The organism is Streptomyces bauhiniae, assembly GCF_004784475.1.
Classification (GTDB): Bacteria; Actinomycetota; Actinomycetes; order Streptomycetales; family Streptomycetaceae; genus Streptomyces; species Streptomyces seoulensis.
The window spans coordinates 1-26,830 of the sequence record NZ_SRRT01000001.1 but is presented as its reverse complement, the minus strand read 5'-3'; the positions used below and the strand labels follow the sequence as shown (position 1 = coordinate 26,830).

The 26,830-nt window shown below is 70.5% G+C and carries 22 protein-coding genes, 2 rRNA genes and 2 pseudogenes; 6 read left to right on the top strand and 20 right to left on the bottom strand.

The window, feature by feature from the left end; translation table 11 throughout:
• The first annotated feature begins 11 nt into the window (after positions 1 to 11).
• The 3 genes from argS to E5083_RS00120 all read left to right on the top strand — a co-directional run bounded on the left by argS (position 12) and on the right by E5083_RS00120 (position 3,384).
• A complete protein-coding gene (gene argS, locus E5083_RS00130; RefSeq protein WP_135783574.1) occupies positions 12 to 1,781 on the top strand; it encodes an arginine--tRNA ligase in 1,770 nt (589 codons plus the stop codon).
• Positions 1,782 to 1,940: 159 nt separating this feature from the next.
• Positions 1,941 to 2,192 carry a hypothetical protein gene (locus E5083_RS00125; RefSeq protein WP_031183183.1) on the top strand — a complete coding sequence of 84 codons (252 nt, stop codon included), beginning with the start codon at positions 1,941 to 1,943 and terminating at the stop codon, positions 2,190 to 2,192.
• Between the two features lie 13 nt (positions 2,193 to 2,205).
• Positions 2,206 to 3,384, top strand: a complete 1,179-nt coding sequence (locus E5083_RS00120; protein WP_135783573.1) for a flotillin family protein — start codon at positions 2,206 to 2,208, stop codon at positions 3,382 to 3,384.
• 158 nt (positions 3,385 to 3,542) lie between these two features.
• Here the strand turns inward: E5083_RS00120 and E5083_RS00115 are convergent, their stop codons facing one another.
• The 9 genes and pseudogenes from E5083_RS00115 to E5083_RS00075 form a co-directional block, all read right to left on the bottom strand.
• A complete protein-coding gene (locus E5083_RS00115; protein ID WP_135783572.1) occupies positions 3,543 to 4,109 on the bottom strand; it encodes a hypothetical protein in 567 nt (188 codons plus the stop codon).
• 20 nt (positions 4,110 to 4,129) lie between these two features.
• Positions 4,130 to 7,659: pseudogene (locus E5083_RS00110) on the bottom strand (ricin-type beta-trefoil lectin domain protein); the annotation flags it as partial.
• Positions 7,658 to 8,206 (bottom strand): annotated as a pseudogene (locus E5083_RS32180) (hypothetical protein); the annotation flags it as partial. The pseudogenes E5083_RS00110 and E5083_RS32180, both read right to left, overlap by 2 nt.
• Positions 8,207 to 8,426: 220 nt before the next feature.
• Positions 8,427 to 9,419 carry a porphobilinogen synthase gene (gene hemB / locus E5083_RS00100; RefSeq protein WP_135783569.1) on the bottom strand — a complete coding sequence of 331 codons (993 nt, stop codon included), beginning with the start codon at positions 9,417 to 9,419 and terminating at the stop codon, positions 8,427 to 8,429.
• 122 nt (positions 9,420 to 9,541) lie between these two features.
• A complete protein-coding gene (locus tag E5083_RS00095) occupies positions 9,542 to 11,245 on the bottom strand; it encodes a bifunctional uroporphyrinogen-III C-methyltransferase/uroporphyrinogen-III synthase (protein WP_135783568.1) in 1,704 nt (567 codons plus the stop codon).
• Positions 11,242 to 12,201 carry a hydroxymethylbilane synthase gene (gene hemC / locus E5083_RS00090; RefSeq protein WP_135783567.1) on the bottom strand — a complete coding sequence of 320 codons (960 nt, stop codon included), beginning with the start codon at positions 12,199 to 12,201 and terminating at the stop codon, positions 11,242 to 11,244. Before hemC ends, E5083_RS00095 begins: the two co-directional genes overlap by 4 nt.
• Positions 12,198 to 13,907, bottom strand: a complete 1,710-nt coding sequence (locus E5083_RS00085; protein ID WP_135783566.1) for a glutamyl-tRNA reductase — start codon at positions 13,905 to 13,907, stop codon at positions 12,198 to 12,200. Before E5083_RS00085 ends, hemC begins: the two co-directional genes overlap by 4 nt.
• The gene (locus tag E5083_RS00080; protein ID WP_135783565.1) at positions 13,904 to 14,662 is read right to left on the bottom strand and encodes a redox-sensing transcriptional repressor Rex; all 759 of its coding nucleotides are present in this window, start codon (positions 14,660 to 14,662) and stop codon (positions 13,904 to 13,906) included. Before E5083_RS00080 ends, E5083_RS00085 begins: the two co-directional genes overlap by 4 nt.
• A 221-nt stretch (positions 14,663 to 14,883) precedes the next feature.
• Positions 14,884 to 15,165, bottom strand: a complete 282-nt coding sequence (locus tag E5083_RS00075) for a glutaredoxin family protein (protein WP_244317338.1) — start codon at positions 15,163 to 15,165, stop codon at positions 14,884 to 14,886.
• Positions 15,166 to 15,282: 117 nt separating this feature from the next.
• Between E5083_RS00075 and E5083_RS00070 the strand changes: the two genes are divergently transcribed.
• From E5083_RS00070 to E5083_RS00060, 3 genes are all read left to right on the top strand, one after another.
• Positions 15,283 to 16,209 (top strand): HAD family hydrolase, encoded by a 927-nt coding sequence (locus E5083_RS00070; RefSeq protein WP_135783563.1) that lies wholly within the window; start codon positions 15,283 to 15,285, stop codon positions 16,207 to 16,209.
• Positions 16,210 to 16,511: 302 nt separating this feature from the next.
• Complete coding sequence (locus E5083_RS00065) at positions 16,512 to 17,297, top strand: ECF subfamily RNA polymerase sigma factor, BldN family (RefSeq protein WP_130331175.1); 786 nt, start codon at positions 16,512 to 16,514, stop codon at positions 17,295 to 17,297.
• 166 nt (positions 17,298 to 17,463) lie between these two features.
• Positions 17,464 to 18,711: a DUF5667 domain-containing protein gene (locus E5083_RS00060; protein ID WP_135783562.1), complete on the top strand. Its 1,248-nt coding sequence runs from the start codon at positions 17,464 to 17,466 to the stop codon at positions 18,709 to 18,711.
• Between the two features lie 82 nt (positions 18,712 to 18,793).
• On the opposite strand, the gene E5083_RS00055 is transcribed toward E5083_RS00060, so the two are convergent.
• From E5083_RS00055 to E5083_RS00005, 11 genes are all read right to left on the bottom strand, one after another.
• A complete protein-coding gene (locus E5083_RS00055) occupies positions 18,794 to 19,810 on the bottom strand; it encodes a lysophospholipid acyltransferase family protein (protein WP_135783561.1) in 1,017 nt (338 codons plus the stop codon).
• 14 nt (positions 19,811 to 19,824) lie between these two features.
• On the bottom strand, positions 19,825 to 20,886 hold the full coding sequence (locus E5083_RS00050; RefSeq protein ID WP_135783560.1) for an NAD-dependent epimerase/dehydratase family protein: 1,062 nt from the start codon (positions 20,884 to 20,886) through the stop codon (positions 19,825 to 19,827).
• Positions 20,887 to 21,039: 153 nt separating this feature from the next.
• Entirely contained in the window at positions 21,040 to 21,138 is a 99-nt protein-coding gene (locus tag E5083_RS00045) for a 30S ribosomal protein bS22 (protein ID WP_003948845.1), read from the bottom strand.
• Between the two features lie 133 nt (positions 21,139 to 21,271).
• Positions 21,272 to 21,484: a helix-turn-helix domain-containing protein gene (locus E5083_RS00040; protein WP_051781202.1), complete on the bottom strand. Its 213-nt coding sequence runs from the start codon at positions 21,482 to 21,484 to the stop codon at positions 21,272 to 21,274.
• Between the two features lie 129 nt (positions 21,485 to 21,613).
• Complete coding sequence (locus E5083_RS00035; protein WP_135783559.1) at positions 21,614 to 22,429, bottom strand: phosphatase; 816 nt, start codon at positions 22,427 to 22,429, stop codon at positions 21,614 to 21,616.
• 95 nt (positions 22,430 to 22,524) lie between these two features.
• Complete coding sequence (locus tag E5083_RS00030; protein WP_135783558.1) at positions 22,525 to 23,697, bottom strand: acetoin utilization protein AcuC; 1,173 nt, start codon at positions 23,695 to 23,697, stop codon at positions 22,525 to 22,527.
• Positions 23,648 to 25,036, bottom strand: a complete 1,389-nt coding sequence (locus tag E5083_RS00025; protein WP_279632426.1) for an MFS transporter — start codon at positions 25,034 to 25,036, stop codon at positions 23,648 to 23,650. The genes E5083_RS00030 and E5083_RS00025 overlap by 50 nt, the downstream gene beginning before the upstream one ends.
• The gene (locus E5083_RS00020; protein ID WP_135783556.1) at positions 24,952 to 25,710 is read right to left on the bottom strand and encodes a VC0807 family protein; all 759 of its coding nucleotides are present in this window, start codon (positions 25,708 to 25,710) and stop codon (positions 24,952 to 24,954) included. The genes E5083_RS00025 and E5083_RS00020 overlap by 85 nt, the downstream gene beginning before the upstream one ends.
• A gap of 92 nt (positions 25,711 to 25,802) precedes the next feature.
• Positions 25,803 to 26,447, bottom strand: coding sequence for an HAD family hydrolase (locus E5083_RS00015; protein WP_135783555.1), 645 nt, complete (start codon positions 26,445 to 26,447; stop codon positions 25,803 to 25,805).
• Positions 26,448 to 26,520: 73 nt separating this feature from the next.
• Positions 26,521 to 26,637, bottom strand: a 5S ribosomal RNA gene (gene rrf, locus E5083_RS00010).
• Between the two features lie 87 nt (positions 26,638 to 26,724).
• A 23S ribosomal RNA gene (locus E5083_RS00005) occupies positions 26,725 to 26,830 on the bottom strand; the annotation flags it as partial.

Sequence of the window (26,830 nt, the reverse complement as noted above, 5' to 3'; positions counted from 1 at the left end):
CACCCTTACCTATGGCCTCGGTCACGTCCCTCAGCGACTCCGTCCAGCAGCATCTCGCCTCCGCGCTCTCGGCCGCTCTGCCGGAGGCCGCCGGTGCGGACCCGCTGCTGCGACGAAGTGACCGGGCCGACTACCAGGCCAACGGCATCCTCGCGCTCGCCAAGAAGGCCAAGGCCAACCCGCGCGAGCTGGCCACGCAGGTGGTCGCGGGGATCGTCACCGGCGAGGTGATCGCGGACGTCGAGGTCTCCGGCCCCGGCTTCCTCAACATCACCGTCGCCGACAAGGCGATCACCGAGAACCTCGCCGCCCGGTACGCGGACGACACCGGCCGCCTGGGAGTGCCGTACGCCGCGCACCCCGGCACCACGGTGATCGACTACGCGCAGCCGAACGTGGCCAAGGAGATGCACGTCGGCCATCTGCGCTCGGCGGTCATCGGCGACGCGATGGTGCGGCTGCTGGAGTTCACCGGCGAGAACGTGGTCCGGCGCCACCACATCGGCGACTGGGGCACCCAGTTCGGCATGCTCATCCAGTACCTGGACGAGCACCCGCACGAGCTGGACCACAAGGAGTCCGAGGTGTCCGGCGAGGAGGCGATGTCCAACCTGGACCGCCTCTACAAGACCGCGCGCAGGCTGTTCGACTCCGACGAGGAGTTCAAGACCCGCGCCCGGCGCCGGGTGGTCGACCTCCAGGCCGGGGACGAGAAGACCCTCGCCATCTGGCAGAAGTTCGTGGACGAGTCGAAGATCTACTTCTTCTCCGTCTTCGACAAGCTGGACATGGAGGTCCGCGACCCCGACATCGTCGGCGAGTCCGGGTACAACGACATGCTCGCGGAGACCTGCCGCCTGCTGGAGGAGTCCGGCGTCGCGGTCCGCTCCGAGGGCGCGCTGTGCGTGTTCTTCGACGACATCAAGGGCCCGGAGGGCAACCCGGTCCCGCTGATCGTCCAGAAGTCCGACGGCGGCTACGGCTACGCGGCCACCGACCTCTCCGCGATCCGCGACCGCGTCTTCAACCTCAAGGCGACCACCCTGCTGTACGTGGTGGACGCCCGGCAGGCCCTGCACTTCCGGATGGTCTTCGAGACCGCGCGCCGGGCGGGCTGGCTGAACGACGACGTGACCGCGGTCCAGTTGGCCTTCGGCACGGTCCTCGGCAAGGACGGCAAGCCGTTCAAGACCCGTGAGGGCGAGACGGTCAAGCTGGAGAACCTGCTGGACGAGGCCGTCGAGCGGGCCACCGCCGTGGTCCGGGAGAAGGCCGGGAAGGTGGGCCTGACCGAGGACGAGATCGTCGAGAACGGCCGGTACGTCGGCGTCGGCGCCGTGAAGTACGCCGACCTGTCCACCTCGGCCGTGCGGGACTACAAGTTCGACCTAGACCAGATGGTCTCGCTCAACGGCGACACCTCGGTGTACCTCCAGTACGCGTACGCCCGTATCCAGTCCATCCTCCGCAAGGCCGGCGAGGCCCGCCCCGCCGCCCACCCGGAGCTGGCGCTGGCCCCGGCGGAGCGCGCGCTGGGCCTGCACCTGGATCAGTTCGCGGAGACGGTGCTGGAGGTGGCCGCGGCCCGCGAGCCGCACAAGATGGCCGCCTACCTCTACCAGCTCGCCTCGCTGCTGACCACGTTCTACGACCAGTGCCCGGTGCTGAAGGCCGACTCCCCGGCGCAGGTGGCCAACCGCCTGTTCCTGGTCGACCTGACCGCACGCACCCTGCACGAGGGCATGGCGCTGCTGGGCATCCGGACGCCCGGCAAGCTCTGAGTCACTGACACGAAACGGCCCGGCCCGCCCCCGCGCGGACCGGGCCGTTTCGCATGACCGGCGGCCCTTCAAAAGCCAGAGAAAACCTTGGTGTACGCCCGTCAACAGCAGGTCTATCGTCGGACCCGAGGACCAGAAACGACGGGAGGCAGCCGGACGATGGCCCAGGACGAAGCCGTGATCGGCTGCACGGGGGAACTGCTCATCGGCACGCGTGGCTCCGCCGGACCCGGCGAGATCCTCGTGCGGGTCAGAGGCGGCTCCGAGACCTTCCTCGCCTGGTCGCAGGAGCCGCTGCCGCGCGGGGCGACCGTACTCGTGATCGAGTCACGGGGGTTCCGAGAGGTCGATGTCATCGCGTGGGGCGATCCATTGGACACGCTGGGCGGACTGTCCGCCGGCGTCGACTGAGGAGACGAGCAGTATGTTCGGTTACCGCGTTCCCGCTCCCGACGAGGCGATGCTGATCTCGGGTGGCAGGCGGGGACTGGGGGGCGCGCCGTTCCGGGTGGTGACGGGGCACGGGAAGTTCGTGCTCCCCGTGTTCCGCAAGGTCCGCTTCCTCACGCTGTCGATGTGCGAGGCCGAGGTCACCGAGACCTGTGTGACCAGGCAGGGCATCGCCCTGCATGTGCGCGCCGTGATCGCGTTCAAGGTCGGCAACGACCCGGAGAGCATCATCAACGCCGGTCAGCGCTTCCTCTCCGACCAGGAGCAGATGTCGGTGCTGACCGGGCGGATCTTCGCGGGCCATCTGCGCGCGATCATCGGCTCCATGACGGTCGAGGAGATCGTCACCGAGCGGCAGAAGCTCGCGGCCGAGGTGCTGGACACCTCCAAGACGGAGATGGCGAAGATCGGCCTGACCGTGGACTCGCTGCAGATCCAGTCGATCGACGACGGCAACACCGGGTACATCGACGCCATGTCCGCCCCGCACAAGGCGGCCATCCGGCGGCAGGCCCAGATCGCCCAGGCCCAGGCCAACCAGGCCGCCGCCGAGGCGGAGCAGGTCGCGGCCCGCAAGCAGGCGGAGTACGCCCGGCAGACGGCGGTGGTCCAGGCGGAGTACTCGGCGCAGGTGGACCGCGCCCAGGCCGAGGCCGCCCAGGCCGGTCCGCTGGCACAGGCGCACGCCCAGCAGGAGGTGCTGGCAGCGCAGACCGAACTGGCCCTGCGCAAGGCGAAGTTGCGTCAGCAGGAGCTGGTCGCGGAGATCGTGAAGCCCGCGGAGGCGGAGGCGGAGCGGGTCCGGGTGCTGGCCATCGCGGACGCCGAGCGCATGAAGATCCAGGCGGAGGCCGCGGCCTCGCACGACCGGGTCGCGCTGGACCGGATGCTGATCGACCAGCTCCCCCAGATCGTCAAGGAAGCCGCAGGCGGCCTGGCGGGCGCCAACGTAAACGTCTTGAACGGCGCCGACGGCCTCGGCGAAATAGCCGCCGGCCTGGTAGCCCAGGGCCTCACCATCCTCGACTCGGTCCGCAACAACCTCAACGGCCAGAACACCCCCCAGCCGTCCGACAACCCCCAGCAGAGCAACGGCCGCTTGGAGATCCAGGGGCCGCGCACCGCGGAGGGGGACGCGGGTGGGGCAAAGTAACCGCCCCCGGTAATCCTGGGGCCTTTGATTTCCACGGTCCATCTCCAGTGACCGGATATGCGGACCCCCCTCCGCCCTCCATGCAGAAGCCCCGCCAGGACACGCCTGGCGGGGCTTCACACCGCTGTCGCGAATTCAGCGACGCCGGATCGCGTCGGCTATACGAGTCGGGACAGCGCCTCCCTCACGCGAGTTCGCCCGTCCTCAGCTCTCCGGATGACCGCCTGCTGGCCTCGGGATCCCTCCGACAGCCCCTTCAGGATGCGAATCTGGTCCTCGAGTTCGAGCGCCTGCAGAAAGGTCAGTTCGGGCTCGGTACCAGCCGGGAAGAATCTCGGCCCCGCCTCCTGGTCGGAGTCATCCAGCAACTCGTCCAACTGCTGATGGATGTCGAGGGCCAGCGTGGAGCACCAGTCGGCCCATTCGACCTGATCCAGCGGGTCGACATCCGTGTACCTGAGGATCATTTCGGAAGCCATTTCGTGCAGCTCCCCCAGGGCCTCGTCGTCCGTCTCGGCCGAGGCCGAGCTCAACCCCTCGCGAAGACTGCGAACGATCCTGTCGATCTGCTGAGGCAGGGTGCGAAGGTCAGCCCAGTCCGCCTCGGCGATCTCCCACTGCGGCAGTCCCGTCCCGCTCCGCGGCAGGAGTGGGGCAATGCGGTAGAGGCAGAGAGCTCCGGCAGCCACCGCAACATCAGGATCCGCTCCTCCGAGCAGGTCCATGAGGGTGTCGTGTGAAATGTCTACGGCTTCCAAAACAACCTCTTCGACGAATTGTTCTTACTGCTCCTGTAGTCGGGGCCCCCGATGGTGGCACCTTGCTGCTGCAGCAGTGGCGTGCATATGCCCCAACAGACTCCGGTTGATGTACCACCCTCGATGATGTCCCATTTCCCGTCCAGGGCCTCCAGGATGGACTGTTCCGCATGCCCCGCGATCTGAACGAAGATCTCGCCCGGCTGAATCGACTGGTTCTTCTTCCAACCCGTGGGCAGATACGTCTTGTTGCTCGCCACCCAGGTCTCTACTCGGTTGGGATCTTCGAGGTTGCGAACCCGCACGACCGCAGTGGTGCCACTCCAGCCCGCCTCCGACTGAAGCTGCTCCGCACGATCTGCCAGTTGCTGCGCACCGGCTTCGCTGCCACCGCAGTTGTGGACAAGTACCGCACTGGCACCCGCCACCACATAGTACGTGTGGGCGTCACCGACGGTGAGGTTGTGGACGGTCGCTGAGAGCGTCGTCCAGCGCTCGATCGCGGTGATCTGGACGTACGTCCCCGCGCTCGTCCGCAGCCATTCGCCCGCGTGCAGGTCCGTGGCCTTGGTCCAGGCGTGCAGGGCCGGGACCCAGAAGGGGTGGCCGTCGGTCGCGGTGAGCTGGGCCGTCTTGGTGCCCCGCTCGCCGTCGGTGTCGACGGTGACCTTGACGAGGTGCTTCAGGCCGTGGCCCTTGATCTCGGCGGTGACCGTCTCGATCCGGGTCTTACCGGTCTCCGGGTCGGTCGCGACGACCTTGTCGCCGGCCTTGACCTTCTCGATCGGCTTGGCGGTGCCGTCGGCCATCAGGACCTTGGTACCGGGGACGAAGCTGTTGCACGTCCCGCCCTCCTCGGCCTTGCCGGACCCACCGCTGCCGCTGGAGCCGCCGTCGCTGTGCGAGGAGGCACCGGACTGGCCGCCCGGCTTGCCCCCGCCGCCGCCACCGCCCCCGCCGCCGCTGTGCGAGCTGTGGGACGACACATGGGGGGCCGCCTCCGCCTGGGCGTGTTTCTGGACGGAGTTGCCGGTCTTCTTCGTGGCGGCGACCGCAGCGTCGGTGGTTCTCTTCGCTGCCTCCGCCGCGCGTTTCTTGGCGCGTTGGATCGCGAGTTTCTTCGCTCGCTCGATCGCCGCCTTCTTGGCCCGTAGGGCCGCCGCCTCGGCGGCCTTCGCCGCCTTGAGGACGATCTCGGCCGCCTTCTTGGCGACCTTGAAGGACTCGATCGCCTTGATGGTGCGGTTGACGGCCTTCATGACCGCCGGGATCTTCCCCAGCTTGCCCCACGGGATCGCCCCGATGATGAGGCTGCCGCAGGACCACATGTCGCCGCCGAAGCAGGCGAGCGCGTCGTTGATGCCGATGAAGTCCTTCAGCGTCTCCCAGGCCACGGCGAGGATCACCGAGCTCAGGGACTTGCCCATCATCGACTGCGCCTGGGCGACCTGCGCCGCCGAGAGACCCGCGCCGGCCAGTGCCGCGGCCCGCTCGGAAGCGCTCAGCGAGATGGCCAGACCCGTCGGGTCGGACATCGTCACCGGGTTGTTGTTGGCGTAGACGTACCCGTTGGACTGCAGCACGTCGTTCAGGTCGAGCACCGGGTCGGCGGACAGGAAGCGTCCGACCACCGGGTCGTACAGACGGGCACCCAGCGGCTGGAAGCCGGAGGAGTCGTCACGGGTGGCGCCCAGGAACCCGGAGTGGGACTGGACCCTCGCGCCGATCGAGTCCGCGCCGCGCTGGTTGCCGAACGGGTCCTGCTTCCGTATCCGCACCGCCATCGTGCTGCTCAGCGATATCTCGGCGTACGTACTGCCCTGATGGTCACCGGCGAGGGCGACCAGGGTCTCGGAGCCGGTGCCGTTGGCGTAGCGCATGACCGCGCCGCCGGGCACCGAGTAGGTGCGCTGGGTGTGGATCAGCACACCGCCGCGCGCGACGGTGACCTCGGCCTCGCCCAGGTAGAGCGTGGCCTGCTTGCCCTTGATGGTCAGCAGCCGTGAGCCGTCGGGACCGTAGATGTGACGGGTGTCGTTCTGCGCCGACCAGACCTGCTCGGACTTGCCGGCGGCGCAGGCGGCCAGCACGATCGGGGTCGAGTTCGCCGAGCTGGCGTCCTTGACCGTCAGGCACAGCCCCGAGGCGATGTGGATCAGCTGGCCGGAGGAGTTGCGCCGCAGCTCCTGCGCGGCCGAACCGTTGCACTTCTGGACCTGGACGGCGGAGCCCGACGTACTCGCGGCAGGCTGCGCGCACCAGGTTTCGTCGACGACCAGCGAGCCCCGGTCGGGGTCGGTCTGGGCCGTCCCCAGGGTGGGGGTGAACCGCCAGCTCTGGGCCGGTGAGCTGTTGCAGGAGTACAGCTGGACCTGCACCGACGCGATCGGGTAACCGCCCTGCATGTCCAGGCACTTGTCCGCCAGACCCATGTACGGGGTCTCGCCGCCCGTGCCCTGACCGGTGATCCGGTCGACCTGGCCGTCGTACGTCCAGGAGAGCTGCTGCTTGTCTCCGTTCTGCAGGGAGGTGATCGACTTGGTCTCGCCGGTCAGCTCGTACAGACGCTCGGCCTCGGCCTTGACCTGCGCGCCCTGCGGCGTGGTGTAGGTCTTCGACACCTTGGTGAGCGTGTGCGGCTGGGAGCCGTCGGCCTTGCCGTAGGCGTAGGTGGTGACGGCGTCCTTGGCGGTGGCGCCGGTGAGGTCCTTCTCGGTCAGCTTGGTGCGGTTGCCGAGCAGGTCGTACTCGTACTCCTGCCAGTAACCGGTCTTGTCCGTGCCCGCGGTCACGTTGAGCGAGCCGTCAGTGTTCTTCGGACCGGTGCAGGTGTTCTGGTCCTTGGAGGTCCAAACCGGTCGGAGACGAGGTTTCCGGGAACGACGGTCTGGTCGGCCGTGCCCTCGCGGTAGACCGACTGTTGCTTCAGCTCACCGCTGGAGTCGTCGTAGGAGTTCTGCGTCCACACCCGGTACGGCTGGGCACCGAGGGTGGACCGCTGGACCTGGCCGAAGGAGTCGTAGACCGTCTCGGCCCCGTACCAGTCCTTGCCGGAGAGGGAGAGCTGCTTGCCGTCCTTGTTGTAGCGGACGACGAGCTTCTCGGCGGCGAGCGCTCCGATCTTCGGCAGCGTGGAGTCCTCCAGCATGCCGGTGTCGTTGTACTTGAAGTCGTACGTATAGGACTGGTCCAGGCCCCAACTGGTCGCGTACGACGTCCTCGTCGTACCGGCGTCCGGGTCGGTGGCCGTCTTCGTCCGGCCGCGGTGGTCGTACGTCCAGGTCCACGGGTGCGTCTTGTCGAGGGAGTTGGTCGCACTCTCCAGTTGTCCGGCGGCGTTGTACGCGTACGTCATCGACGTGTAGCCGTCGGGCGCGTCCGAGTTGAACGTGTCGACCCGCGAGGCGCGGCCGAGCGCGTCGGTGAAGAGCCGGTAGGAGGAGGTCCCCTGCGGGTTGATCACCTTCGACCAGTCGAGACCGTACTCGTAGCGGGTGGCCCGGGTGGGCACCGGCTGCGGTCTTGGTGGCGAACGCCCCGTCTACGTTGGGGAGTTCCTCGATGGAGTCCACCACGTACTTGTTGAACCACTCGATGTCCTCGACCTCGGGGTCGGGGTTCCAGAACGAGGGGTAGCACAGGCGGCTGTTGGACTTCAGCGCCGCGGTGTCGGACTTCCCGGGACGGCCGCCGGAAGTGGCGCAGTCCCCGGTGGGCTTGCTGTAGGAGACGACGGTCTCGCCGCCGTACTCGTTGATGACGCGGCCGACGCGCAGCCGGGCGAAGCTGGGGCGCGGGTCGCCGGTCCAGGTGACCCGGTTCGGCATCTCCTCCGCGTTGGACTCGAACCGCACCGGGTTGAGGTCGACACTGCCGCCGTCCCGGCCGTAGCCGGTGCGCTGCACCGACTCCAGCCACAGCGCGGTGTTCACGCCGGTCTTCAGGACCGGGAACTTCTGCCCGAGGGTGTACTTGTCCACCAACTGGCGGTCGGTGGTGTTGGTGAGGCGCTGCGTCGTGGTCTCGATCGAGGCCAGGCGCTTACGGCTCCAGAAGGACGGCCCGCGATGTCAACAAGGACGGCGTCCCCGACCTGTGGGTCCGCTACACCGCGGACGGCCAGATGCGGCTCTACAACCCGACCCGGACCAACACCGGCGCCCCGGTGAAGGTCGTGCTGTCCAGCGACTGGCGGACGGTGAAGGCCCTCGGCTGACACGCGACAGGGCCCCGGCCACCCCTCCTCGAGGGGGGCCGGGGCCCTGTCGTTCCCGCGCGGGCCGTCTACCGCAGCTTCTGCGCCACCTCGGTCGCCCAGTAGGTGAGGATGTTCCGCGCCCCCGCCCGCTTGATCCCCGTCAGGGACTCCAGGATGGCCCGGTCGCGGTCGATCCAGCCCTTTTCGGCGGCGGCCTCGATCATCGAGTACTCGCCCGAGACCTGGTACGCGGCGACCGGCACGTCCACCGCGTCGGAGACCCGCGCCAGGATGTCCAGGTAGGGCCCGGCCGGCTTGACCATGACCATGTCCGCGCCCTCGGCGAGGTCCAGCTCCAGCTCGCGCAGCGACTCGCGTAGGTTGGCCGGGTCCTGCTGGTAGGTCTTGCGGTCGCCCTGCAGGGACGAGCCGACGGCCTCGCGGAAGGGCCCGAAGAAGGCGGAGGCGTACTTCGCGGTGTACGCGAGGACCGCGACGTCCTCCCGGCCGATCTGGTCCAGCGCGTCCCGGACGACGCCGATCTGGCCGTCCATCATGCCGCTCGGGCCCACCACATGGGCGCCCGCGTCGGCCTGGACCTGCGCCATCTCGGCGTACCGCTCCAGGGTGGCGTCGTTGTCGACGCGGCCCTCGGCGTCCAGCACCCCGCAGTGGCCGTGGTCGGTGAACTCGTCCAGGCACAGGTCGGCCATGACCAGCAGGTCGTCGCCGACCTCGGCACGCACGTCGCGCAGGGCGACCTGGAGGATGCCGTCGGGGTCGGTGCCCGGCGTGCCGAGCCCGTCCTTCTTCGACTCCTCCGGCACCCCGAAGAGCATGATCCCGGAGACGCCCGCCTCGGCGGCCTCCAGCGCGGCCTTCTTCAGGCTGTCGCGGGTGTGCTGCACGACACCGGGCATCGCCCCGATCGGCACCGGCTCGCTCACGCCCTCCCGGACGAACGCCGGAAGGATGAAGTCGGCCGGATGCAGCCGCGTCTCCGCGACCATCCGACGCATGACGGGCGAGGTCCGCAGCCGCCGCGGCCGCGCACCGGGAAAGGAACCGTACTTCGACATGCCTTCTACGCTACGCCCGCTCCTCCCGTGCCTTTACCGACGCGCAGTCGGGCGGGAGCACCGGGAAAAGCGGAGCGGGGCGCCCCCGTGAAGGGACGCCCCGCTCACACACCTCAGGAACCTCAGGTCGTCGTACGACGCCTGCGCGCCCCCGGCCGGCGCTCGCTGGGCCGGGTCACCGGGTCGCCCGCCTCCAGCGCGGCCGTGCGGCGCTTCGTGCCGAACGCGGCCAGGGCCTCGGCCAGCTTGAGGACGGAGGGCTCCGGGGCCATGACGTCCACGCGGAGACCGTGCTCCTCGGCCGTCTTGGCGGTCGCGGGGCCGATGCAGGCGATGACCGTCACGTTGTGCGGCTTGCCCGCGATGCCGACCAGGTTGCGGACCGTGGAGGACGAGGTGAAGAGCACGGCGTCGAAACCGCCGCCCTTGATCGCCTCGCGGGTCTCCTGCGGCGGCGGCGACGCGCGGACCGTGCGGTACGCGGTGACGTCGTCCACCTCCCAGCCCAGCTCGATCAGCCCGGCCACCAGGGTCTCGGTGGCGATGTCGGCGCGCGGCAGGAAGACGCGGTCGATCGGGTCGAAGACCGGGTCGTAGGGCGGCCAGTCCTCCAGCAGGCCCGCGGCGGACTGCTCACCGCTCGGCACCAGGTCCGGCTTCACACCGAAGGCGATCAGCGCGTCGGCGGTCTGCTCGCCCACCGCGGCCACCTTGATGCCCGCGAAGGCACGCGCGTCGAGCCCGTACTCCTCGAACTTCTCGCGGACCGCCTTGACCGCGTTGACCGAGGTGAACGCGATCCACTCGTAGCGGCCGGTGACCAGGCCCTTGACCGCGCGCTCCATCTGCTGCGGGGTGCGCGGCGGCTCGACGGCGATGGTCGGGACCTCGTGCGGCACCGCGCCGTAGGAGCGGAGCTGGTCGGAGAGCGAGGCGGCCTGCTCCTTGGTGCGCGGGACGAGGACCTTCCAGCCGAACAGCGGCTTGGACTCGAACCAGGAGAGCTGGTCGCGGCGGGCGGCGGCGGACCGCTCGCCGACCACGGCTATGACCGGGCGGCCGCCGTCCGGGGACGGCAGCACCTTGGCCTGCTTCAGCGTCTGCGCGATCGTGCCCAGCGTCGCCGTCCAGGTGCGCTGGCGGGTCGTCGTACCGGCGACCGTGACGGTGAGCGGGATGTCCGGCTTGCGGCCCGCCGACACCAGCTCGGCGGCGGCGGCCGCGACGGAGTCCAGCGAGGTGGAGACGACCACCGTGCCGTCCGAGGCACCCACCTCCGTCCAGCACCGGCCGGAGGCGGTACGCGCGTCCACGAACCGCACGTCGGCGCCGTGCGCGTCGCGCAGCGGGACACCGGCGTACGCGGGCACGCCGGTCGCGGCGGCGACACCCGGGACCACCTCGAAGGGCACCCCGGCGGCGGCGCAGGCGAGCATCTCCTCGGCGGCGTCGGTGTCCAGTCCCGGATCACCGGCGACCGCACGGACCACCCGCCTGCCGCCCCGTGCGGCCTCCATGACAAGATGAGCCGCATCCTGGGCAGCGGCCGGGGCCACAGCGGGAGTTGACGCACCGTCAACGACCGTGAGCTGCGGTGCGCCCGGGAGCGCGTCCGGGGAGGAAGCCGCCTCCGTCGGCACGACCGAGACGCCCTGCCGGGCGTGCGTCCGGATCACGTCGAGCACCTCGTGCTCGGCGACCAGGACGTCCGCGTGGGACAGCGCCTCCACGGCGCGCAGAGTCAGCAGTCCCGGATCTCCGGGTCCGGCACCCAGGAAGGTGACGTGCCCGTGCTCGGGACCGGCGGGAAAGGCGGTGGGGCTCAATGTGCTCGCTCCCCCATCAGACCGGCCGCGCCCTGGGCGAGCATCTCGGTGGCGAGTTCGCGCCCGAGTGCCATCGCCCCGTCGTGCGTCAGGGGCACGGAACCGGTGGTGGACTGCTGCACCATCCGCGAGCCGTCGGTCGTGCCGACGACGCCGCGCAGGCGCATTTCCTTGATTACAGGCCCGTCGGTGAAGAGGTCGGCCAGCGCACCCACAGGGGCGCTGCAGCCGGCCTCCAGCGCGGCGAGCAGTGACCGCTCGGCGGTGACGGCGGCCCGCGTGTGCGGGTCGTCGAGTTCGCCGAGGGCCGCGACGAGGTCCGCGTCGGATGCCGCGCACTCGATCGCCAGGGCCCCCTGGCCGGGGGCGGGCAGGACCGTGTCGACCGACAGGAAGTCGGTCACCTCGTCGATCCGGCCGATCCGGTTGAGTCCGGCGGCCGCGAGCACGACGGCGTCCAGCCGTCCCTCGTGGACGTACCCGATGCGGGTGTCCACGTTGCCGCGGATCGCCACCGTCTCGATGTCCAGGCCGTGGGTCCGCGCGTACGCGTTGAGCTGGGCCATGCGGCGCGGCGAACCGGTGCCGATGCGCGCGCCGCGCGGCAGGTCGGTGAACTTCAGCGCGTCGCGGGCCACGATCACGTCCCGCGGGTCCTCCCGCACCGGCACGGCGGCCAGCGCGAGTTCTGCGGGCTGCGTGGTCGGCAGGTCCTTGAGCGAATGAACCGCGAAGTCCACCTCGCCGCGCACCAGCGCGTCCCGCAGCGCCGTGACGAACACCCCGGTGCCGCCGATCTGCGCCAGCGCCTCCCGGGAGACGTCGCCGTACGTGGTGATCTCGACCAGCTCGACGGGCCGGCCGGTCACCCGGCTCACGGCGTCCGCCACCTGCCCGGACTGGGCCATGGCGAGCTTGCTCCGCCTCGTCCCCAGTCGCAGTGCCTTGTCAGTCATGCCGGTCGGTCCTTCTCGTCTGTGTTGTCCACGGCCCGCGAGACGGCGGCGACCGTCTCCGGGTCGAGGTCGAACAGGGTGCGCAGCGCGTCCGCGTACCCGGTGCCTCCGGGCTCGGCCGCGAGCTGCTTGACCCGTACGGTCGGCGCGTGCAGCAGCTTGTCCACCACGCGGTGCACGGTCTGCCGGATCTCGCCGCGCAGCCGGTCGTCCAGGCCGGGCAGGCGTCCGTCGAGCCGCGCGATCTCGGCGGCGACGACATCGGCGGCCATGGTGCGCAGCGCGACCACGGTGGGCGTGATGTGCGCCGCCCGCTGTGCCGCGCCGAACGCCGCGACCTCGTCGGAGACGATACGCCGTACCTGGTCCACGTCGGACGCCATCGGGGCGTCGGCGGACGCCTCGGCCAGCGACTCGATGTCCACCAGGCGCACCCCGGCCAGCCGGTGCACGGCCGCGTCGATGTCGCGGGGCATGGCGAGGTCGAGGAGGAAGACGGCCGGGGCCGGGCGCGGGATCTCGGCGACCGGTTCGGGCCTGCGGTACTCGGGGACGCGGCCCGCGGTGGCGACGGCCTCGGCGAGCGCGGCGATCAGCCCGGCGTCGGCCTCGGGGGTGAAGCGTCCGCCCGCGCCCGGCTCGCGGCCCTGCTCCAGCAGGGAGGTGCCCTCGCCGACCCAGGCGGCGTGCTGTTCCAGGGTGGCCGCGTCCATCCCGGCGACGGCGGCCTCGCCGTGCACGGAGAAGCCGGGCGTGCCCTGGACGGAGGCCAGGTCCAGCGGGCAGTTCTCGTCGGTGCCGACACCGGTCGGCGGCAGCGCGGTGGTCCCGGCCGGAGCCTCGGCGCCCATGTCGGCCGCCGGCTGTCCGGTACGGCCCGCGACCGCCTCGGCGACGGCGTCCGCCGTCAGCACCAGACCGGTCGCGCCGGTACAGGAGACGACCACGTCGGCACGTGTAAGTTCCGCCGCCACCGCGTCCATCCGGACCGCGCGGGCGATGGCGCCCTCGGCGTCGGCGAGGATCTGCGCGAGCCGCTCGGCGCGCTCGAAGGTGCGGTTGGCGACGACGATCTCGCCGACCCCGGCCCGCGCCAGCGTGGCGGCGGCCAGCGACGACATCGACCCGGCGCCGATGACCAGCGCGGTACGGCCCCGCGCCCAGCCCGGCACGTCGGTGCCCGCGGCGAGCTGCTCCAGGCCGAAGGTGACCAGGGACTGCCCGGCGCGGTCGATGCCGGTCTCGGAGTGGGCCCGCTTGCCGACCCGCAGGGCCTGCTGGAAGAGGTCGTTCAGCAGCCGTCCGGCGGTGTGCAGGTCCTGGGCGCGGGCGAGGGCGTCCTTGATCTGGCCGAGGATCTGGCCCTCGCCGACGACCATGGAGTCCAGCCCGCAGGCCACCGAGAACAGGTGGTGGACGGCCCGGTCCTCGTAGTGGACGTAGAGGAACGGCGTCAGCTCCTCCAGGCCCACCCCGCTGTGCTGGGCGAGCAGCGTGGACAGCTCGGCGACACCGGCGTGGAACTTGTCGACGTCGGCGTACAGCTCGATGCGGTTGCAGGTGGCGAGCACCGCGGCCTCGGTGGCCGGGTCGGCGGCGACCGTGTCCTGGAGCAGCTTGACCTGGGCGTCCGCGTTCAGCGCGGCCCGCTCCAGCACGCTGACCGGCGCACTGCGGTGGCTCAGCCCTACGACGAGAAGGCTCATGCCGGCATCACGGCGGGCACATCCCCGTCGGGTCCCTGGCCGTCGGCGCTCGCGCGCTTGGCGGGTACGGCGCCGTCGCCGGACGCGGTCTCCTCGCCGGCCTTGCGCTGCTCGTGGAAGGCGAGGATCTGCAGCTCGATGGAGAGGTCGACCTTGCGCACGTCGACACCGTCCGGGACGGTCAGCACGGTCGGCGCGAAATTCAGGATGGAGGTCACCCCGGCGGCCACCAGCCGGTCGCAGACCTGCTGGGCGGCACCGGCGGGGGTGGCGATGACGCCGATGGAGACGCCGTTGTCCTCGATGATCTTCTCGAGTTCGTCGGTGTGCCGCACCGGGATGCCCGCGACCGGCTTGCCGGCCAGCGCGGGATCGGCGTCTATCAGCGCCGCGACCCGGAAACCGCGCGAGGCGAAGCCGCCGTAGTTGGCGAGGGCCGCGCCCAGGTTTCCGATACCGACGATGACGACGGGCCAGTCCTGGGTCAGGCCCAGCTCGCGGGAGATCTGGTAGACGAGGTACTCCACGTCGTACCCGACACCGCGGGTGCCGTAGGAGCCCAGGTAGGAGAAGTCCTTGCGGAGCTTGGCGGAGTTGACGCCCGCCGCCGCAGCCAGTTCCTCGGAGGAGACCGTGGGGACCGAGCGCTCCGACAGGGCCGTCAGCGCACGGAGGTACAGCGGAAGCCGGGCGACGGTGGCCTCGGGAATCCCTCGGCTGCGGGTCGCCGGTCGGTGAGTTCGGCCAGTTGCCACGGTGCTCCTGCGGGTAGAGCGGGGCTGCGAGCGGTCATGCTTCCCCGGACCGCCCCGTCGACAAGAAGGCTATGTCTTTGTGAACGTGTGCACAAAGATGGTGTCCGATTTGCCCGGCCAACGTGACCGGGGTCACGCATGCCCGTTGCGGGGCCCTACCTGGGGGCAAAACTACACACTCGCCGCGTTTCGCGCCCCCGAGGCCCCTCCGGCGCCGTCCGTCACGCCGTCAGCGCGCGCCGCAGCCGTCCCTCGTCCACCCGCCAGAAGGTGTGCTGCTCGCCGTCGACCAGGACGACCGGGATCTGCTCCCAGTACTGGTCGTGCAGCGCGCGGTCCTCGGTGATGTCCCGCCCCTCCCAGGGCACGCCGAGTTCGCCGCAGACCTTCTCGATCACGGCCTGCGCGTCGTCGCACAGATGACAGCCGGGCTTGCGGATCAGGGTGACCAGCCGCTCCTGGGGGGCGGCCTTGCGCCGGAAGAGGGGACTCATACGGGTCATTGTCCCGCCCCGCGCCCCCGCCCCGGCCCGCGTCCGGAGCGATACGTATGCCCGGAGTTCACAGACTCCGAACCTCTCGGCTCCGGAACCGCGATACGGACTGGCTATGCTCACGCCATGGCCGCTCTTGGATGGCTCACCCCCCGTAGGCGCTCCGCCACGGCGCGGAGCGTGTTGGCAGGCGAGGCTTCCGCGGAGGCCGCCCGCAAGTCCTCGCGGGAACACCCGGAACCCGCGGGCGCCGAGCGGGAACCGGAGTTCCCCGTGCTCGGCGACCTTCGCGCTGCCGCCTTCTTCGACCTCGACAACACCGTGATGCAGGGCGCCGCGCTGTTCCACTTCGGGCGCGGTCTGTACAAGCGGAAGTTCTTCGAGACCCGCGAACTCGCCCGCTTCGCCTGGCAGCAGGCGTGGTTCCGGCTGGCCGGGGTCGAGGACCCCGAGCACATGCAGGAGGCCCGCGACTCGGCCCTCTCCATCGTCAAGGGCCACCGCGTGGCCGAGCTGGAGACGATCGGCGAGGAGATCTACGACGAGTACATGGCCGACCGCATCTGGCCCGGCACCCGCGCCCTCGCCCAGGCCCACCTGGACGCGGGACAGAAGGTCTGGCTGGTGACGGCGGCCCCGGTGGAGATCGCCCAGGTCATCGCCCGCCGCCTCGGCCTCACCGGCGCGCTCGGCACGGTCGCGGAGTCCGTCGACGGCGTCTACACCGGCCGCCTGGTCGGCGAGCCGCTGCACGGCCCGGCCAAGGCGGAGGCGGTACGGGCGCTGGCCGCCGCCGAGGGGCTGGACCTCTCCCGCTGCGCCGCGTACAGCGACAGCCACAACGACATCCCGATGCTCTCCCTGGTCGGCCACCCCTACGCGATCAACCCGGACACCAAGCTGCGCCGGCACGCCCGCGACAAGGACTGGCGGCTGCGGGACTACCGCACCGGCCGCAAGGCCGCCAAGGTCGGCATCCCGGCGGCCGCCGGGGTCGGCGCGGTGGCGGGCGGCACGGCCGCGGCGATCGCTCTGAGCCGCCGCCGCCGCTGAGCCGGCCGGGACTCACGGGACTCCCCGGCGCCCGCGCGCCCGAATTATGCATCCGGCCTTCGAACACGCCTCAGCTTTCACAGAAATCAGCCCAGTTCCGATCAACAAGCGATCAGATTCAGCAACCTGAAGAGTCGTCAATCGCTAACACAGGCGACCTAATCGACGATTTGAGCAACTGGGTGTAGCAGGGTCTACACGAAGCGTTATTCTCCTCAGACGCAAACCGGTACCCCTCCGTCGCTACGACGGGTGAAAGGTCCCGTACTGCACGTGATGGAAGCTCTGCCTCTGGGAGTCCCGTGTACCCACACGTCGGGGTTGACGCCTCGGGCCTGGCTACGCTGCGCGCAACTGTCGCAACGGTCAAAGACACGCTGCGCGGCCTCGTCCCCACCGCGCACACCGTCCCCGCCTTCGCCGGCGCCGGCGCCGCGCCCCTCGGTCCGTGCTACGCGCTGGCCGAACGCGGCGCGGCCGTCGGCAGACGAGCCCGCTCCACGGGCGCGCCCGCCGCCCGCCGGCCGGCCGCGGACAGTGACAGCGCCCGCATGATGGACCTGGTCGAACGCGCCCAGGCAGGTGAGGCGGACGCGTTCGGCCGCCTCTACGACCAGTACAGCGACACCGTGTACCGGTACATCTACTACCGCGTCGGCGGCAAGGCCACGGCCGAGGACCTGACGAGCGAGACCTTTCTGCGCGCCCTGCGCCGGATCGGCACCTTCACCTGGCAGGGCCGTGACTTCGGCGCCTGGCTGGTGACGATCGCCCGCAACCTGGTCGCCGACCACTTCAAGTCCAGCCGCTTCCGGCTGGAGGTCACCACCGGCGAGATGCTCGACGCCAACGAGGTCGCGCGCTCCCCCGAGGACTCCGTACTGGAGTCGCTGTCCAACGCCGCGCTGCTGGACGCGGTGCGCCGGCTCAACCCCCAGCAGCAGGAGTGCGTGACACTCCGCTTCCTCCAGGGCCTGTCGGTCGCCGAGACCGCGCGGGTGATGGGCAAGAACGAGGGCGCGATCAAGACCCTCCAGTACCGGGCCGTGCGCACGCTCGCCCGGCTCCTCCCGGAAGACGCCCGCTGAGACCGCCCGCCCGCGACGCAGAGCGACACCCAACTCACGCTTGGTGAAAGTGAGTTGGTTCTGCGATCCGGCGGCCTCTCGTGCGTAACCCAAGTGCCGAGCCGCTCGTTGTGCGGGATACAGGCTCCCTGTGAGTCGACCGTCATGACGAGAGGAGGTGCCGCCAGTGATTGCGAACGTATCGGCGCACCGGCGGGCGAACGCCTTCGCCCAGGCCCTGGAGGAGCAGTCCGACCGGGACACGGCGGCCGAGCACGCACACCGGGCGGAATCACCGCCCACCGAGGACAGATCCGGACAGGGCGAGCTGCTGGCCCTGGCGGAAGGTCTCGGTGAGCTGCCCAGGCCCCAGCTCGACCCGGAGGTCAAGGTCGTCCAGCGGGCCCAGTTGGTGGCCGCGATGGAGGCCATGCTCCAGGAGGGCACCCTGGGCGGAGCGGCTCCGGCGTCGGTGCCCGAGCAGCGTTCTCCCGGCCGGGGCGCGCACCGGGCGAGCCCGCTGAGCAAGCTGCGCCCGAGGTCCCGGCTGGCCAAGGGGCTCACCGCGGGCGGCCTCAGCGTGGGCGTGGCCGCCGGTGCCTTCGGCGGAGTGGCCGCCGCCAGCTCCGAGGCCCTGCCCGGCGATTCGCTGTACGGACTGAAGCGCGGCATCGAGGACTTCCAGCTCAACTACCTCAGCCAGGGCGACGGGGAGCGCGGCCAGGCGTACCTGGACCACGCCTCCACCCGGCTGAACGAGGCCCGCAGGCTGATGGAGCGCGACCGGAGCGGCCAGTTGGACCACGAGTCCATCGGCGAGATCCGCCGCACCCTCTCCGGCATGCGCAACGACGTCACCGAGGGCCACCGCCTGCTGCACGCGGCCTATGAGGCGGACCCCGACTCCCTCGGCCCGATCCAGGCCCTCTCCTCCTTCTCCCGCTCGCACCGCGAGGTGTGGAGCACGCTGAGCGACCGGCTCCCGCTGCAGCTCGGCGATGTGAAGGACGAGGTCTCCTCGGTCTTCGACGCCATAGACGAAGAGGTCGCCCCGCTGGAGTCGCTGCTCCCCAAGCCGCCCGCCACCAAGGGCGACGACGGTGACAGCGGCGAGCGTCCCGGCGTGGCCCCGTCCGGCTCCGCGAGTGGCCACCGGTCCGGCTCCCCGAGCACCGGTGGCACCCCGTCGGCGGGCAAGGACCGGGACAGCAGCCCCGGCACCCCGAGCGGCTCCGCCACCGGCGACAGCGGCGACGGCCTGCTGGGCGGCAACACCGGTGGTCTGCTGGACCCGCCGAAGACCGGTGGCTCCGAGGGCGGTTCGCCGTCCGAGGGCAAGTCGTCCAGCCCGTCGGGCAAGCCGGACGTCACCCTGCCGCCGCTCCTGCCGGGCCTCCTGCCCGGCCTGGGCATCGACAGCAAGGACGCCGAGTAGCCCGCGTAGTCCGTAGCGCGTACGAGAGCGGGGCGCCCCCATCCGAGCGGGGGCGCCCCGTTCTTCATCGCTCGGCGGGAACTCAGAAGAACACCGAACGCCGCTGCACCAGCAGCTTGTACAGCGTGTGCTGGATCTGCTCACGCACCTGGTCGGTGAGGTTGAACATCAGCATCGGGTCCTCGGCCGCCTCCGGCGGATACCCGTCCGTGGGAATCGGCTCCCCGAACTGGATGGTCCACTTCGTCGGCAGCGGGATCGCCCCGAGCGGCCCGAGCCAGGGGAAGGTCGGCGTCAGCGGGAAGTACGGGAAACCCAGCAGCCGCGCCAGCGTCTTGGCGTTGCCGATCATCGGGTAGATCTCCTCGGCGCCGACGATCGAGCACGGGATGATCGGCACCCCCTGCCGCAGGGCGGTGGACACGAACCCGCCCCGCCCGAACCGCTGGAGCTTGTACCGCTCCCCGAACGGCTTGCCGATCCCCTTGAACCCCTCCGGCATCACTCCGACCAGCTCGCCCTGGCCCAGCAGCCGTTCGGCGTCCTCGGCGCAGGCGAGGGTGTGACCGAGCTTGCGGGCCAGCTCGTTGACGACCGGCAGCACGAACACCAGGTCGGCCGCGAGCAGCCGCAGATGCCGGCCGGCCGGATGCCGGTCGTGCACGGCGACCTGCATCATCAGCCCGTCCAGCGGCAGCGTCCCGGAGTGGTTGGCGACGATCAGCGCCCCGCCCTCGGCCGGGATGTTCTCGATGCCCTTCACCTCGACCCGGAAGTACTTCTCGTACACCGGGCGCAGCAGGGACATCAGGACCTGGTCGGTCAGCTCCTCGTCGTACCCGAAGTCGTCGACCTCGTAGTCGCCGGTGAGCCGGCGGCGCAGGAAGGCGAGGCCGCGCGCGACGCGCTGCTCCAGGGCGTCGGCCGCCTCCTCGGCGCGCTCCTCGGCCGGGGGCTCCTCGTCGTGCGCGCCGCCTCTGGTGGGCAGCGGCTGGACCGCGCCGGTCCTGCCGCCCGTGCTCCGGCGGCGCTGCGGCCGCTGCCCCGCGCCCCCGCGGGACCGGTCGTCGTCGAACGGAATGACCTTGGCGTCCGCCATCGTTGCCGCTCTCCTCAGTTGGCGCCGGGCTGCGGGACACGGGCGCCGCTCCCGGCGGTCAGCACGGCGACCCGGTCGACGGCCTCCGCGAGCGTCCCGGGCGGCAGCAGCCCGGGACCCTGTCCGCGCGCGAAGTCCGCGAACGTCTCCGCCGTCGTGTACGTGGGCACGAACCCGAGGGTGTCGCGCATCTGGCCGGTGTCGACCACCCGGCCGTGGGTGAGCAGCCGGATCTGCTCGGGTGAGAAGTCCGTCATACCGAGCGTACGCACCAGCGACCCGGCCCAGGTGACCGCGGGCAACAACAGCGGCACAGTGGGCCGGCCGAGCCGGCGCGAGACTTGCGAGAGCAGCAGCACCCCGTCACCGGCGATGTTGAAGGTGCCGCTGTTGAGGGTGCCCCGGCGCGGCTCGTGCGAGGCGATCCGCAGCACCTCGATCACGTCGTCCTCGTGCACGAACTGCAGCCGGGGGTCGTAGCCCAGCACCGTCGGCAGCACGGGCAGCGCGAAGTAGGAGGCGAGCGGGGTGTCCGGGGTGGGGCCGAGGATGTTGGCGAACCGCAGCACGCACACCGCGACATCGGGGCGGCGCCGGGCGAACCCGCGTACGTACCCCTCGACCTCGACGGCGTCCTTGGCGAAGCCGCCGCTGGGCAGCGACTTGGCGGGGGTGGTCTCGGTGAACACGGCCGGGTCGCGCGGGGCGGAGCCGTACACGTTGGTGCTGGACTTCACCACCAGCCGCTTGACCGAGGGCGACTTCTGGCACGCCCCGAGCAGTTGCATGGTGCCGATGACATTGGTCTCCTTGACCGTGGCCCGGCTGCCGCCGCCGAGCGCGGTGCCGGTCACGTCCATGTGGACGACCGTGTCGGCGCCGGTCTCCGCGAGCACGCGGGCGACGGTCGGCTGCCGGATGTCGGCCTGGATGAACTCCGCCCCGCCGAGGTCGTGCGCGGGCGGTACGGCGTCCAGGGCGATCACCCGGTCGACCTCCGGGTCCCGCTGGACGCGCCGTACGAACCGGCCGCCGAGCTGCCGGGCGGCTCCGGTGACGAGCACGACCTTTCCCAAGACCAGCGCCTCTCTTCCGCGTCCACGTCCGCGTTCCCCGTGTGCGGCCAACCTATCGGGTCGATGTCACCAGAGGGTGACCCGGACATGCCGGTGGCCCCCCGCCCTTGTCGGACGGGGGGCCACACGGAACGCGTCGTCGCGCGGTGCCGCTTACTTCTTGTTGCGGCGCTGAACGCGCGTGCGCTTGAGCAGCTTGCGGTGCTTCTTCTTGGCCATCCGCTTACGCCGCTTCTTGATAACAGAGCCCACGACTACCCTCGCTCACTTCTCATGACTCGGTTGCTGGGCGCCATGGGCCCATACGACCTACGAGGGGTCAGCCTACCCGCCCGAGCGCCGTGGTCGTAATCGAGGGCTTGCTCCGGGATCTACCGGACCGCCGTCAGGCCGTTTCCACCCCCACGTAGCTCTCCCGGAGGTACTCGTGAACCGCTTGCTCGGGGACGCGGAAGGACCGCCCCACCCGGATCGCGGGCAGATGACCACTGTGCACCAAGCGGTACACGGTCATCTTCGACACTCGCATCACCGAGGCGACCTCCGCCACGGTGAGGAACTGGACCTCGTTCAACGGCCTCTCGCCTGCACCAGCCATGACACACCTGAACCTTCCGCACTCGACGGCCACCGGCTTCCCCTTCCGGTGACTCTTCGTCGTTGCGTGCTCACTCCCCAGACTAGGGGCGGGTGATGCGAATGGGGAAGAGGTGTCCCCATCGGCGGCCTACTGTGACAGACACGCTCGTTTGAGTACGTAGCGGGTGAGCGGGCGGTAGTGACCAGACCGTACGGCGTCGTCAAGCGGAACGACCACGGACACCGTTCCCTCCGCCTCCCCGACGAACGGCGCGGGGTCGTCGGAGTCGGCCAGGCCGATCGCCTCGAACCCCAACTGACCTGCGCCGCAGACCCATCCGTGATCTCCGACGACCAGTCCGGGCAGGGGCCCGCCGGACTCCGCCGCGGCCGCCAGCGCGAGCCGAACCGGGAGCGGGGAATGGCTGTGCGCACCCGGCTCACCACCCCGGCGCCCGCTCGCCGGTTCCCGCACCAGGGCAACCCCTCGTACGTAGTCGAGGTGGTGCGTGCGTAGACCGAACCGGGTCAATATGTCGACACAGCGACCCTGCGCGGGGGTGAGAATCTCACATCCCGCCGCCGACACCGCGTCCGCGAGGGCGGCGTAGAACCCCAGGAGCTGCCGCGGGTGCCCGGTGCCGAACAGCACCGGCACCCCCCGCCGGGCCGCGCCGGCGATCGCCAGCGCGAAGGCGTCCAGCGCGGCCAGCGTCCGCTCCGGGTCGATCACGTCCCGGCCCGAAGTATGCAGCGGATCGGCCGAGACCCCGCACCGCTCCGCCATCAGACCGAGCAGTTCCCGCTGCCCCCAGGACCGTTCGGGATCGATCCCGATCAGCGCGCGGGGGTCGCGCGCAGCGAACAGCCGGTAGTTGCGGAGACTGTCCTCCCGCGTGGTCGCGACCTCCCCGGCGAGATGGGCGGCGAGCAGGTGCGCGCGCAGGGCACCGGTGTCCAACACGGGTGCGATCGTGGCCCATCGGGCGGGCGGCCGGAGGCGGAACGGGCAAAGACCGCACGGTTGGCGTAACGATTACTCGCCACGCCCCGCCCCGCTCAGGCCAGCAGCCCCCGCAGCGGGAACGCCGCGCGCCGGGTGGCCAGTACCGCCTGGTCGAGCCGGTCGGCCGGGTCGTACCCCGACTCCCAGGACGCCCAACTCACCGGCCAGCGGCCGTCCGTCATCCGCTGCGGCCCCAACTGCCGGGTCCGCGCGTACACTTCCTGCCGCCAGCCCTCGGGGATCACCGTCTCCGGCGCGATCTCCCGCCCGGCCGCGATGCCCACCAGATGCGTCCACGATCGCGGCACCACGTCGACCACCGCGTACCCGCCGCCGCCCAGCGCCAGCCACTTGCCGTCCGCGTGGGTGTGCGCCAGCTCATGGCAGGCCACCTGCACCGCCCGCTGCGCGTCCAGCGAGACCGCGAGATGCGCGAGCGGGTCCTCGAAGTGCGTGTCCGCCCCGTGCTGCGACACCAGCACCTGCGGCCGGAACTCCGCCAGCAGCTCCGGCACCACCGCGTGGAACGCCCGCAGCCACCCGGCGTCCCCGGTCCCGGCGGGCAGCGCCACGTTCACCGCCGACCCCTCCCCCGCACCGGCGCCCGTCTCCTGCGGCCACCCGGTCGCCGGGAACAGGGTGCGGGGATGCTCGTGCAGCGAGACCGTCAGCACCCGGGGGTCCTCCCAGAACGCCGCCTGCACCCCGTCCCCGTGATGCACGTCCACGTCCACATAGGCGACCCGCTCCACGCCCAGCTCCAGCAGCCGGGCGATGGCCAGCGCCGCGTCGTTGTACACACAGAACCCGGACGCCCCGCCCGGCATCGCGTGATGCAGCCCGCCCGCGAAGTTCACCGCATGGTCCGCGTCCCCCCGCCACACCGCCTCGGCCGCCGCCACCGACTGCCCCGCGATCAGCGCGGACACCTCGTGCATCCCGACGAACGCCGGATCGTCCACCGTCCCGAGCCCGTACGACCCGTCCGCCGCGCGCGGGTCCGCCGACGCGGTCCGCACCGCATCGATGTAGTCCTCCCGGTGCACCAGCCGCAGCGTCGACTCCCCGGCCGGCTTGGCCGCGACGATCTCCAGCTCCCGGTCCAGGCCGAGGGCCGCCACCAGCTTCCGGGTCAGCTCCAGCCGCACCGGAGCCATCGGATGGTCCGGGCCGAAGTCATAGCCCGTTACTGCCTCGTCCCACATCAACTGTGCGCGGCCGCTCATGCCCGCCACCGTATCGGTCGCCCCCGGACGCGAACGACCGGGCGTACACCGTCGTCACCAGCACGAGTGCCATCGGTACGAGCATCGCGCCCCGGTAGCTCCACGTCTCCCCGAGCGCCCCCACCAACGGCGAACCGACCAGGAAACCGACGTAGTTGAAGATGTTGAGCCGCGCCACCGCCGCGTCCGACGCCCCGGGGAACAATCTGCCCGCCGCAGCGAACGTCTGCGGCACCAGCACGCACAGCCCGATCCCCAGCAGGGTGAACCCGAGCATCCCCACCCAGGCCCCGGGCGCCACCGCCACCACCACGAACCCGCCGGCCGCCACCAGCGCCCCCAGCCGCACCACCGCCACGGCCCCGAACCGCCGCACCCCGAGATCCCCGACGGCCCGCCCCACCAGCGTGGTCACCATGTACACGTTGTAGGGAACGGTCGCCAACTGCTCCGACCCGCCCAGCACGTCCTTGACGTACTTCGCGCTCCAGTTGGAGACCGTCGAGTCCCCGATGTACGCGAACGTCATCACCAGACACAGCGGCAACAGCAGCCGGAAGGCGACGCCCTTGGTCTCGCCCGCTTCTTCCCGCTCCACCTCGCCGTCGACGTACCACCGGCTCCCCACCAGCACGGCCGGCAACAGCACCACCACGACCGGGAGATACGACATCCACAGCGTCAACTCCTCGTGCGCGCCCACCCAGGCGAGCGACGCCCCGAGGATGCCGCCCAGGCTGTACGCCGCGTGGAAACTGAGCATGATGCTGCGACCGTACGCCCGCTGGAGGCTCACCCCGAGCATGTTCATGGAGGCGTCCAGCATCCCCACGGACAGCCCGAACACCCCCAGCACCACGGCCAGTTCGGCCACCTGATCCCCGGCACCGACACCGAGCAGCGCCAGCAGCACCACCGGCTGGGACCACCGCAGCAGCCGGCTGGGCCGTATCCGGCGCACCAGCCGCTCGGTCGTCACGCTCCCGACCCCGGCCAGGATCGGCACGGCCGCCAGGAACACCGGCAGCAGCCCGTCGGACACCCCGTACCGGTCCTGCATGGCCGGGATGCGCGTCACCAGCAGGGCGAACGCGACGCCCTGCACGAAGAAACCGAACGCCAGCGAGGCCCTGCCCCGCCGCAGCACGTCAGTCATGGCGGCGAGCGTAGGGCCCCGGGCGGTGCGCTGAACAGATCCGGCCAAAGATGAGTTGTGTTCATCTTCGGTTGGTACGGGGTCGGCTTCGGGACGAGTCAGGCCGCGGTGGCGAGCTGGGCCTGCTCGGTGGGCTCTGCGGGGTCGCTGTGTTTCGCGGCGGCCTCCTCGCTCAGCAGGCACTCCATCGGGACGACCGCGACCGCGCCGCTGACCACGAAGGTCACCACCATCACCACGGCCATCAGCACCCCACCGAGCCACACCATGGTGTCCACGGGAATGGTGTACGCGCCCACCACACGCGCCACGCACTCGAGAAGCAACGCCACCCCCCACACGAGGGAGAACGCCCGCTCCTTACGCCGGAAGTCAGTAGACCCGTGCGCGGCCCCGGACGTGAGCCGCTGCCAGGCCCCCTCCTTGGCGGGGTCCCCCTTCACCAGAAACGGCTTCATCCCCTCGGTCATCATCGGCCGCCCGAGCGCCACGGAGACCAGGATGCCGAGGGCGACCGTGCTGCTGACCGCCCCGTCCTTGGCGAGCATCAGCCGCGGGTCCCCGGAGACGAAGCTGAGCGCCAGCCCGACCACGTTCACGGTCAGGATGAGCAGCGCGAGCCCGTTGGCCGACCGCTTCCGCACCAGGCTCCACACGGTCCGCAGCGCTGGCCCGACACTGCTCCAGGCGACAGCAGCGAAGGTGCTCATCCCGAGGGCTTCCTTGAAGACGTAGTACGAGCCGAGCGGCAGCGCCACGTCGATGAGGAGCGGCTTGAAGTTCTCCAGCGCGCTCGGCGGGCGGTGCTGGTCCTGGCGCTCCTTGTCCTGGCCCTGGTTCCCCGTGTTCTTCGTCATGCCCTCAGCTTCGCGGCCGAGGGGGCGCCGCCGACAGAAACGAACGTCCAGAGGTCGGCATGACATCCGTCAGGCCCGCCCGATGGCCACGGTCACACCAGCAGGTCAGCCAACTCGCCCATGCTGGAGAAGAGTTGAGTGGCCCCCGCGAGCTTCTCCGGCGGGGTCATCGCGGTGAACCCGTACACGTCCATGCCGGCCGCGACGGCCGCCTGTACGCCCAGCGGGGAGTCCTCCACGACGAGACACCGCTCGGGGGCGACTCCCATCCGCTCGGCCGCGTACAGGAACAGATCGGGAGCGGGCTTGCCCCGGCCGACGTCCTGCGAGCTGAAGATACGGTCGTCGTCGAACCACCGGTCCAGCCCGGTCACCCGGTGCCCGACCCGAATCCGCTCATGGCTCCCGGAAGAGGCCACGCAGTACGGCACTCCGTCGGCGGTCAGCTTCTCCAGCACCCCTTCGACGCCGGCCACGGGCCGCAGCTCCTGCTCGAAGGCCGCGAACACCCTCGCGTGGAAGACGTCGTCGAAGTCCCCGGGCAGCTTCTCCCCGGTCCGCTCCAGCACGGTGTCGTGCACGCGGTGCATGGCGGCGCCCATGTAGTCCCGGAGGGACTCGTCGTACGTGGTCGGGTGCCCCAGCTCGGTCAGATAGGCGGCGAGATGGCGATTGGAGATGGGTTCGCTGTCCACCAGGACGCCGTCATTGTCGAAGAGGATGAGGTCGTAGCGCATATCCCCGACTCTAATTGACCCTGAACGCAGAAAACCCCCGCACCGTATGGTGCGGGGGTTTCCCTTAAAATTAGTTCGGCGGCGTCCTACTCTCCCACAGGGTCCCCCCTGCAGTACCATCGGCGCTGTGAGGCTTAGCTTCCGGGTTCGGAATGTAACCGGGCGTTTCCCTCACGCTATGACCACCGAAACACTATGAAACTGTTTCAGCCGAGCCATGTGTGGCACATGACTGCTGTTCGTGGTTTCAGAACCAACACAGTGGACGCGAGCAACTGAGGACAAGCCCTCGGCCTATTAGTACCAGTCAACTCCACCCGTTACCAGGCTTCCATATCTGGCCTATCAACCCAGTCGTCTACTGGGAGCCTTACCCTCTCAAG